Origin of the sequence: Leptolyngbya sp. 'hensonii' (genome assembly GCF_001939115.1) — a bacterium.
Lineage (GTDB): Bacteria > Cyanobacteriota > Cyanobacteriia.
Map to the genome: position 1 here is coordinate 117,883 of NZ_MQTZ01000048.1, position 8,580 is coordinate 126,462.

At 45.3% G+C, this 8,580-nt stretch carries 12 protein-coding genes and 1 pseudogene; 8 read left to right on the plus strand and 5 right to left on the minus strand.

What is annotated here, in order from left to right; translation table 11 throughout:
* The first annotated feature begins 99 nt into the window (after positions 1-99).
* Positions 100-1,299 (plus strand): DUF3596 domain-containing protein, encoded by a 1,200-nt coding sequence (locus BST81_RS20670; protein ID WP_075600424.1) that lies wholly within the window; start codon positions 100-102, stop codon positions 1,297-1,299.
* Between the two features lie 268 nt (positions 1,300-1,567).
* Here the strand turns inward: BST81_RS20670 and BST81_RS20675 are convergent, their stop codons facing one another.
* A complete protein-coding gene (locus BST81_RS20675; RefSeq protein ID WP_075600408.1) occupies positions 1,568-1,726 on the minus strand; it encodes a hypothetical protein in 159 nt (52 codons plus the stop codon).
* 219 nt (positions 1,727-1,945) lie between these two features.
* Between BST81_RS20675 and BST81_RS20680 the strand changes: the two genes are divergently transcribed.
* The 3 genes from BST81_RS20680 to BST81_RS27670 all read left to right on the plus strand — a co-directional run bounded on the left by BST81_RS20680 (position 1,946) and on the right by BST81_RS27670 (position 3,036).
* Positions 1,946-2,416 carry a hypothetical protein gene (locus BST81_RS20680; RefSeq protein ID WP_075600409.1) on the plus strand — a complete coding sequence of 157 codons (471 nt, stop codon included), beginning with the start codon at positions 1,946-1,948 and terminating at the stop codon, positions 2,414-2,416.
* An 85-nt stretch (positions 2,417-2,501) separates the two neighbouring features.
* On the plus strand, positions 2,502-2,747 hold the full coding sequence (locus BST81_RS20685) for a hypothetical protein (protein ID WP_075600410.1): 246 nt from the start codon (positions 2,502-2,504) through the stop codon (positions 2,745-2,747).
* Positions 2,748-2,832: 85 nt separating this feature from the next.
* The gene (locus BST81_RS27670) at positions 2,833-3,036 is read left to right on the plus strand and encodes a hypothetical protein (RefSeq protein ID WP_171974816.1); all 204 of its coding nucleotides are present in this window, start codon (positions 2,833-2,835) and stop codon (positions 3,034-3,036) included.
* Positions 3,037-3,100: 64 nt separating this feature from the next.
* Here the strand turns inward: BST81_RS27670 and BST81_RS20690 are convergent, their stop codons facing one another.
* On the minus strand, positions 3,101-3,466 hold the full coding sequence (locus BST81_RS20690; RefSeq protein ID WP_143780435.1) for a hypothetical protein: 366 nt from the start codon (positions 3,464-3,466) through the stop codon (positions 3,101-3,103).
* Positions 3,467-3,788: 322 nt separating this feature from the next.
* On the opposite strand from BST81_RS20690, the gene BST81_RS20695 reads away from it, so the two are divergent.
* From BST81_RS20695 to BST81_RS29300, 3 genes are all read left to right on the plus strand, one after another.
* The gene (locus BST81_RS20695; protein ID WP_075600412.1) at positions 3,789-4,298 is read left to right on the plus strand and encodes a hypothetical protein; all 510 of its coding nucleotides are present in this window, start codon (positions 3,789-3,791) and stop codon (positions 4,296-4,298) included.
* Positions 4,270-4,548 (plus strand): hypothetical protein, encoded by a 279-nt coding sequence (locus tag BST81_RS20700; protein WP_075600413.1) that lies wholly within the window; start codon positions 4,270-4,272, stop codon positions 4,546-4,548. The genes BST81_RS20695 and BST81_RS20700 overlap by 29 nt, the downstream gene beginning before the upstream one ends.
* Positions 4,549-4,789: 241 nt before the next feature.
* A complete protein-coding gene (locus BST81_RS29300; RefSeq protein ID WP_075600414.1) occupies positions 4,790-5,164 on the plus strand; it encodes a DUF6876 family protein in 375 nt (124 codons plus the stop codon).
* 70 nt (positions 5,165-5,234) lie between these two features.
* Here the strand turns inward: BST81_RS29300 and BST81_RS20710 are convergent, their stop codons facing one another.
* Both BST81_RS20710 and BST81_RS20715 read right to left on the minus strand, forming a co-directional pair.
* Positions 5,235-6,557, minus strand: coding sequence for a hypothetical protein (locus BST81_RS20710; RefSeq protein ID WP_075600415.1), 1,323 nt, complete (start codon positions 6,555-6,557; stop codon positions 5,235-5,237).
* Between the two features lie 114 nt (positions 6,558-6,671).
* Positions 6,672-7,655, minus strand: a complete 984-nt coding sequence (locus BST81_RS20715) for a tyrosine-type recombinase/integrase (protein WP_075600416.1) — start codon at positions 7,653-7,655, stop codon at positions 6,672-6,674.
* A gap of 241 nt (positions 7,656-7,896) precedes the next feature.
* Between BST81_RS20715 and BST81_RS20720 the strand changes: the two genes are divergently transcribed.
* The gene (locus BST81_RS20720; RefSeq protein WP_075600417.1) at positions 7,897-8,217 is read left to right on the plus strand and encodes a hypothetical protein; all 321 of its coding nucleotides are present in this window, start codon (positions 7,897-7,899) and stop codon (positions 8,215-8,217) included.
* A 144-nt stretch (positions 8,218-8,361) separates the two neighbouring features.
* On the opposite strand, the pseudogene BST81_RS28945 reads toward BST81_RS20720, so the two are convergent.
* A pseudogene (locus tag BST81_RS28945) lies at positions 8,362-8,580 on the minus strand (transposase); the annotation flags it as partial.

Below are 8,580 nucleotides of genomic sequence, written 5' to 3' on the forward strand. Positions count from 1 at the left end.
CAAATTTAGACAAGAAATTGGTGTAAAACTGGTGTAAAGCTGGTGTAGAAATTCAGTACGTTTGATCTAGACTTGGGAAGTAGCGCTCAAGTGGATCTCATGTACTCCTCTAAGTCTAGTGACCGCGCACACAAAGGGTCTGTTGCCATCCTTAGCTCTAATGGCAGGCTCCAACTAAGATTTAGCTACGGTGGAAAGCGTCATTACATCACGACAGGCTATCCCGATACGGCTGAGCATCGCCGTTTAGCCGAAATTAAAGCTAAAGAAATTGAAAAAGACATACTCTACGAGCGATTTGACCCCAACAACCTTGACAAGTACAAACCCAAAGCTGCTCTCAGCACCGTTACACCAGTTACACCAATTCATAAACAACAGCCTTCATTAGCCGACCTATGGGGTAAGTACACGGACTATAAGCGACCCAGCTTATCGCCCAGTACTCTGGCAAAGGATTTTGTTCGAGTGTCGCGCTGTATTGACCTCAAGTTACCCAGCAAGTCTCTTAGCGAAGCTGTAGCTATCCGTGATTGGCTAATTGCCAACAAAACGCCTAACGCAACTAAACGCCTTTTAACTCAGTTTCATGCCTGCTGTGATTGGGCAGTCAAGTCCCATCTCATCCGTGAGAATCCTTTCATAGGAATGGCTGCTGATATCAAAACACCAAAAGGTAGCTCGGAAGACACTGATATTGTCCCATTCACCTTAGAGGAACGCGATCGCATTATTAATGCATTCAAAGCTGACCGATACTATAGCTATTACGCTAGCTTCATAGAATTCTTATTCTTGACGGGGTGCCGTCCCTCGGAAGCAGTTGCTCTGCAATGGAAATACATTTCTCCAGATTGCCGCCTCATTCGGTTTGAGCAAGCTGTTGTTATCTCTGAACAAGGTTTGGTTTGTAAGAAGGGATTAAAAACCCAGAAGAAACGTTCTTTCCCAGCTAACGATAAGTTAGCAGAATTACTCAAATCTATCCGACCAGAAACTGTTCAAGGAGAGGAAAAGGTTTTTCCTTCTCCTGAAAACCATTGGATCGATATTCATAATCTAACAAATCGGGCTTGGCGAACCGTTCTCTCCAAACTGGATGGCATTGAGTACCGCAAGCTTTACCAAACTCGCCATACCTTTATCACGGCTGCATTGGAAACTGCTGTCCAGAAACCTGATGGAACAGTCAAAATGCTAGATGCCAAGGATGTAGCTAGATTGGTTGGAACAAGCCCCAAGATGATTTATGAACACTATGCAGGTCAGACAAGGGAGCTATTTGTGCCTGAGTTTTGAGGAACCTGGGATAGCTTTGGCAGCTTAACCTGTTCCAGACATCTCAGGAGTCTTTTCATAGAAAAAGATTCGAGGAGGGAAGTCTAAGCTTCCCTCTTTTACTGTTATTACAAAAATATAACTCTGTTTAATACCAGTAATTCTTGGTATGAGAAAAATTCTCACTTGGATTTTTAAACTCAACAGCTTTGAGGAACTGAAACCTGCAATCTGCTGTTTAGAAAATCTAATAAGGGCAAACGGCCCTGTATGAACAAGATAGTAATACTTATTGATTTTGCTGCTGTTGATAGTCCTGATATGCCTTCGTGAGTAAATAGGCAGTCAGGCTAGAGAGCGATCGCCGCTCCTTCTTTGCCCAAGCAGCTAAACCTTCTTTTACTTCAGGCTCTATATATACCGTCACGGGTTCTAGTTGTGTCGTCATGCTTGATGTGCTGTCTCCTACTGCCAGCACATCTTATGCCACTGCTATCCCCAGCAGGGTAATGTGTTTCGCTGCTTATAACTGTGTTTAGCTGTAGAGTGCTGCACTTATGTTATGATGTTGGGGAGCTAAAGCAAAGGACATACAATAGAGGCACAAATCCTCGGCGTGCTCCTGAGCACGGCTCGGTATTCGTCTACCCCAGTTCTTAAGCAGCGCATGAAACTGAAGGAACTCAAGCAAAAGGTTTTCGAGGAATGGCAAGATTACTGCTGGTTTAAGCAGGTCGTTTGCCAACCGGAAACGTTTAAGCCTGAGATTAGAGAGCGTTTTGGCGATATGCGTCGGAAAGTCACATGGGAAAAGGCCCTTTGCCATTTCAAGGCACTCAATGCCCAGATTGGACTCCTCGATGCTCACACGCTCATTCTCTACACCTTCAATTTCACGCCTGACCGCTGGGATTATGAATATCGCCATCAAATTCTGGAAGAGTTTCTCACTCTCCCAGATGGGCTTGAGCTGATCAAGCTTGGCTTAGAGCAACTGTTTTCCCGCGACTTCACATCTGAAGAGAGAGGACAAGCCGATGGGTTTTATCAATTGGTTGAGGAATCAACCGGAAGAGAATTCGGAAAGCTCCCAGTTGAGTCTATTAGAAGAATCGAAGCCAGTCCGATCTCGCGTTGACGGGGCAACGGTTCGGAAGGATTTCACAAGAACGATTCAGGATAAGGGTGGGGACAGTCGTACCCAAGCCCATGCTACTGAAAGGATGACTCGCAGACTGTTCGGATGTGGTACCGATGAACTCTACGAGGAAACCGAGGGGAGACGAGGCGATCGCACCACGCTGCCGCAGGATGCTCAATCTGCCTATATCGTCGGTGAAACTGCCGCGACCCATCGCCTGAAAGCAACCGATATCGATGGCAATAAACGTGAACGGCATCAGCAGATCATCGATACCGTAGAGGATGCCTCAGAACAGGTCAAAGGAATTTTCCCCTGGAACTGGTGAGTGAAGAATCTGTCTCACGTTCCCGGCAATTAGGTTTGGGTGCATTTGCCTGATCACCAAATTTTCTCTCAATAAGGAGTTACGTATGACGACCCAAAATAGTCTGAAAGTGCTTGTTCGTCCCTGTGATAGCGGTATGTGTCCAGCGCTTTATACCGATGAGGCTGGTCGAGTATTCGTACAAGGAAGCAAACTGAATCCAACACAACATGCAGGTCTTATGGTGCCCGATCATGAGGCAGTAGTTGAAATTTCTCCTGAGCTGATTACGTTTCTGAAGTCACAGTAGTCAGCCACCTACATCTAATTTATCTTGCTCCCGGCTTCTCTTCTAGGGGTCGGGAATTTTTGTATTAGGTGGCTCCATCCTCACGCCAGAGCAACTCCGTATCGACAAACCGACGAAACTCCTCTGAGTGGGCTAACCGAACCTTCTGCCAGTGCGATCGCACCGTCTCATAGGAGAAGACATCCTGGGCATCCCGCTTAAAACCCTCAAAGTGGCTGGAGCAGATGATGCCATTCCTAAAGTTGAGAAAGCCAATCATCACCTGATTGACGAGAAATGAGCTAACCTTCTTAAGCTCCCATTCGGCTGGGTTCAGCCCGTTAGCTTTCGCAAATCTCTCCAGCAAGGGTGGATTGTTAAGAATCTGAAAAAAGAGGTCACGGTGAGCATCCACAATGCTTCGCTGAGCCTCGCTATATCCGCTTGCCATTTGGTGCTGAACCTGTCCTAGCAAAAGCAGTACTGTTTGCCGTGTAGAAATCCAAAGCAGGATGTTGGCTATCGTCGTGACAAACGTTAGTCCCATCATCAAAAGTGCTGTCAGATCAGCAATGCTTAAACCCAAGATAGTCGTAGCTTCTCCGCTCTCCATCGCTCCTCCACTAAATTCCTCGCTTCCGCTGGATGCTAGGGATTCTGGGCTACATGGTCAAACATTTTCCTGAAGGCAGAGTACTCTTTTTGATTGAAGTTTCGATTCTCCTTTGATAACCCACTCCTGAAGTTATAGGTTGACCCAGGAGGTCAGGTTCATGTTTCACATTTATTTTGGTGGGTTTGATTTTGTGATGTACGCGATCGCAGCCCTGATTGCGATCTGCCTAGCAGATGTGATCTGTAACGAAATGGAGGAGCAAGAGCAGTTCGGAAAAGAGTCTAAAGAGGTTATTACAACTCAGTCAGCACATTTATCAGGTTCACAAGAAGGGGTAGCAAAAGACTCACCGCTTATTCTGGATATCCAAATTTACGAGCTTCATGGACAACTTGTTGTGAGGAGGGACGATATTTCGATTGCAGTTCCAGGTAATATCAAGACGTTCTCCCTGCGTGGGAATCGGGTCATCCGGCTTTCAGATCTTCAAAACGTTTACGGGACAGTAGCGATTGAGGCTGGTCAGGTGATCTCTAAGTGGGAGCAGTGGAACCAACAGAGGAAGGCAAAGCCTAAAAGACAGCACCGAAAGCCGATACAGGAAGTAGCATCACTCAACGGCAATGGAGGTGCTGGGCATGGAACCCTTTCAGCTTTCTCTGTTTGACCCATCCTTTCTGGTCGAGGAAGAGGGTGATATCGAAGCTCGCGCTGAACAGTTGGCTGATTGGGTAATTCAGGAGATGGAAAAGGAGGGATTGGATCGCGCTGCCCAGCAGCAGTTTCTTATGCGCTTGCAGATCAGGACGTTGGTAGACCAGTACTTAGCAAAGATTCCGCCACAGCATCGCTGGCAGTTTGTGGTTCGGCTTATTAGTGCCATCCAAGCACTCGAACAGTGCCCAGAAGGTTGTTAAGAAACTTCATAATGTGGGGAATGGCGATCGCTTCAGCCATTCCCCAATCATCATCAGTCATTTTTTCCTTGAACCTGGAAACCAGAACAGTTACGCTCACCTCTGCTGTGTGGTCTGGGTAGAAGGCAGCTAATTCGGGTCAGAAGACCATGCTGGGCAAAGCTTTGTGGTTTAGCCATAGGGTTGTATCGGCATGGCCTGTGATTGCAGGAACTCTCTGTTGTTTTGAGGGCACTGCCTTATGACTCAATCACCACAGCCACTTACAGAAGCTGATCTCGCTCAGTTCACGGGAACGAGCACCTATTATCAGCACTCGCTAAGGGTTCAGTATACGGATGGGGTTCGATACTTGGCAGAACGTGCGGGAGCTTATTGGCTCATCGACGCGATCGCCTCATGGCAGATCGATCCACGGGTACATCGAGATCCTATGCTTCAGCAGATTCAGTTCTGGAAGCTTGTCGTCAATGACGATCGGTCAGCACTCCTGGTTTGTGAACGAGATGAAGGGGATGTTGCAGTTTCGCAAGAAATTCCCTTCACTGACTTTCCGCTTAAGCAAGTAAGATTGTACTTCCAAAATGGAGTAGCGCTACTACCGTCCGAATACTGAGGATGATGTTTGATCACAGCCATGCAGGATAGGGGAGTATAGGTTCCTTTGCCCTGCATGATTTGCTGATTTATGGCACCCATACAGATGTGCGAACTAGGCAAAAAGAATCTCCACAAGCACGGAGAGTAACTGTCCATTTTCTAGCAGCTACTCCGTCAAAATGAATGGGAAGAGTTGCTTCCCCTTTCTGAACAAGTCTATTGACAGCCTGGTTCCATTTGAGGGATTCATGATGTCTTTGGAACTTTGGCAATGCATTTAGTACTGCAAGTGCTAAGCAGATAATAGCAGGAATACGCAAAACATTACTTTTCTGATGCGATATTTGGACAAGAATCCAACTGAGCAAAATAAATGGATAAAAAAAGTATCGAGGGCCTGCAAGATAGGGATGAATACTAGAAACAGATACCCGAAAGGCAACAAGTCCAATGTTCAAAAACAAGAGAAAGCTAAGAGATATTAGAGGATTTTCAAAAGCTATTTCTTTCTTTTTAGCTATGAGTAAGATTGCCGAAGCAATAATAGTAACGATGACGAAGCCAAAATACAGATTAGCCTCATCATTACCAAAAGAGTAAAACGAGTAATAGCCAAATAACTTCGAGATGATTTTGTCCAAGTGGTCAATTGAAATTTTATTCAAATTCATTAAGCTGGCAGATTGATCGCTAGATTGCAGATTCCTAGAATAAATATAGATTTGAATACCTGCTATCAAAAGAGCTTGTAGAGTAAACAATGCTTCAAACAGCCTCTTGCTAATCAAAGATTTTACAAGCAATACAGTAGACACAGGAACAATCGCAGGGGATGAGAGTCCACAAAACCAAAGAGTAATCGTCCTTAATATTTTTTGAGATTTGGAATCGTCAGGATTCCAGAATGGTAGTAGAAAGAGTGCAAGACCAGCAAACCAAAAAGTATATGACGGTAATACAAAGCACTCCACATCAGTTGGAATAAACAGAGCAAAAATGACTAGAAGAACCTGCCCCTTCAAAGATATTGGTGAAAGGGCTATAAGCGACATCACCAATCCAGAAAACAGTGTTGAGAATACCGTGCTTACAATCGGATAATAGTGCAGTCCTACCAACCAAAGCGATATGCCAGAAATTAATTTTGGAATAACGGTAAGATATCCACCTACTGGGGGAACTGGCTCCAGAAGAGATCTAAAGCTATCTTCTAAAAAAGACGGCAAGTAATAAATTCCATCTTCCACCCAAACTTGGGGATCTAGGAATTGATCTGATCTTCTCAAAAAGAATACAAGGATTGTCAGGCAACAAATCAGAAGAACTTTAGGTCTGGTACTGGTACTATCCCAAAAACATCTCAACTTCTCAGAAAATTTTCTCGCATAGATTAGCGGCTCATACTTCATATTTTTGATTTCAAAAAGTCTTATTCCTGCTATTCAAATCAGAAAAGTGATGATTAATGCTTGATTTTTATAAGCTCTAAAAAGCATAGATATTATCACCTCTAACCAAAATTTCTATAGTCGTATCCTCTCTATTTCATCCAAGCTAATCGTATCCTCCCTTCGGTCATACAGCGCCGTAGTTTTGCTATTTTCATGCGCTGCAATTTTCTGAGCGTTGTCCCTGCTGCCGCCATTCCTCAGGTAATTCGTGATTCCTGAAGCTCGGAAAGTGTGATTGCAGGCATCAGTGTTGACTCCCGCTGCCAGTGCTCGTCGTTTAATCATTGCCCAGGCTTCCTGTCGCTGAAGTCCCCGCTCAGTAAGCTTTCGTGTTTTCCCAATCGTTGTGCGGAAGAGGGGAGTACCTTTCTCATTCCAGAGATCAGCTTCATCTATATATTGGTCGAGGTATTCTTCAGCTTTGTGGTGGGTTGGCACCTCATGGTACTTACCGCCTTTCTCATGAAGTCGAAGCCAATATCGTTTGCCCTTTTGAAAGTAATCTTCTACCTGCATCCCCAACACGGCACCGATCCGGGCAAAGCTAAAAAACATGGTAGCGATCAGTGCCCGATCGCGTAGCCCAACGATGTGGGATACATCGATGGAGTCGAGTAGCTCCCGCATTTCCTCATCGGTGAGCACTGGCGTTTTGCCTTTCTTGATTCGGTACTTTGGCCCCCGTACTTCCGCCGCTGGACTTTCCTTGAGAATCCCACCTGTCACCATCCATCTGAACATGATGCGAATTGCTGCGAGATGTTGGTTGATCGTTGGGGCTGATCCAGGATGACGTTCAACATATGCTGCGATCGCAAGTGAGTTAATGTCAGAGAACTCTAAGCCGTATTCGTTACACCAATCAAGGAACTGCTTGATAGCACGAGCATAAGCTTCTCTGGTGTTTTGATTGCGGATACTAACAATGAAAAACTCTATAAAACGGCGAGCAGTTTCTTGCCCAGCATTTGTAATTAGAACTGGTAATGAAAGACCTGAGCCTTGAGTAGGTGAAGGTGTGGTTAAACCTTTTTGTGATATTCCAATAAGGCTCATGACATACAAAGAAACGCCGAAATCGGCTTAGTTTTTTGCTTCTGCACTATATGACATAAAGAGGAGTTATGTAAGATAAAAACTCAGAAGATAGTGGATTTATTTAGGCTTTTTTAATTGGTTGAGGTGTTTCCCTCATTAAGGATTTGACTGATTGCTGTGGTTAGCTTGCACTCACCACGACCATTGATATAGTCGTCGCTATCTCTCAAATTCTGTTTAGCAGCGCCAGGGAAAATGCATGATTACGACACCCGATATTAGTTCCGAAAAAATCAAGCTCACAAAAATGAGCAAGTTGGCATTGAGTTTTCCGTCTCTGCAAAATGCTCCAGGAGTGTCCCCCTGGGATCAGCACAAGCTTGATGCATGGGCAACGACTGCCATCTCCCACGGGGAACGCTGTACTGCTCAATTTGTGCTTGCCGTATGGGGGCACACCACGATGAAGAACTGTCCTTGGAAATGTGGACCATTTGATTTCATTGAAGCTTTTTCGGTGTGGGATGATACCCATCGAAACGCTTTTCAGGCATGGCTTGGAGATCCGTGGTGGCCTTAATTCCCGCACTCCATTTCAAGGACACTACCTGATAAGTAGTCAGGAGGAATTAAATATAAAACGTTCCAGGGAGTAATTGCCCCTACTACTACGAGCTTGCATTCCCTCGATGATCGCATCGGCTAAATCAACTTCATGCTCAAACATCCGCCCAGCAATTTCATGGGTTTTGAGTTGATGCCACTGCTCCTCGATCCGATTCATCTCAGAACAGTAGGGTGGCAACCAGAAGAGGAACAATCCTTGGGCTTGCCACTTGAGCCATTGTTGCTGAGCCAGACGACTGGTATGGGCAGAGCCATTATCTTGAACAACTACCGTTAATCGCCCCGTTTGAGCCAGGGTAACAGATGCCTTCTCGGC

Bases quoted from the DNA above. Each gene is read 5' to 3' on its own strand.
- BST81_RS20670 (WP_075600424.1), top strand. From the start codon at position 100: ATGTACTCCTCTAAGTCTAGTGACCGCGCACACAAAGGGTCTGTTGCC.
- BST81_RS20675 (WP_075600408.1), bottom strand. From the start codon at position 1,726: ATGACGACACAACTAGAACCCGTGACGGTATATATAGAGCCTGAAGTA.
- BST81_RS20680 (WP_075600409.1), top strand. From the start codon at position 1,946: ATGAAACTGAAGGAACTCAAGCAAAAGGTTTTCGAGGAATGGCAAGAT.
- BST81_RS20685 (WP_075600410.1), top strand. From the start codon at position 2,502: ATGACTCGCAGACTGTTCGGATGTGGTACCGATGAACTCTACGAGGAA.
- BST81_RS27670 (WP_171974816.1), top strand. From the start codon at position 2,833: ATGACGACCCAAAATAGTCTGAAAGTGCTTGTTCGTCCCTGTGATAGC.
- BST81_RS20690 (WP_143780435.1), bottom strand. From the start codon at position 3,466: ATGGCAAGCGGATATAGCGAGGCTCAGCGAAGCATTGTGGATGCTCAC.
- BST81_RS20695 (WP_075600412.1), top strand. From the start codon at position 3,789: ATGTTTCACATTTATTTTGGTGGGTTTGATTTTGTGATGTACGCGATC.
- BST81_RS20700 (WP_075600413.1), top strand. From the start codon at position 4,270: ATGGAACCCTTTCAGCTTTCTCTGTTTGACCCATCCTTTCTGGTCGAG.
- BST81_RS29300 (WP_075600414.1), top strand. From the start codon at position 4,790: ATGACTCAATCACCACAGCCACTTACAGAAGCTGATCTCGCTCAGTTC.
- BST81_RS20710 (WP_075600415.1), bottom strand. From the start codon at position 6,557: ATGAAGTATGAGCCGCTAATCTATGCGAGAAAATTTTCTGAGAAGTTG.
- BST81_RS20715 (WP_075600416.1), bottom strand. From the start codon at position 7,655: ATGAGCCTTATTGGAATATCACAAAAAGGTTTAACCACACCTTCACCT.
- BST81_RS20720 (WP_075600417.1), top strand. From the start codon at position 7,897: ATGATTACGACACCCGATATTAGTTCCGAAAAAATCAAGCTCACAAAA.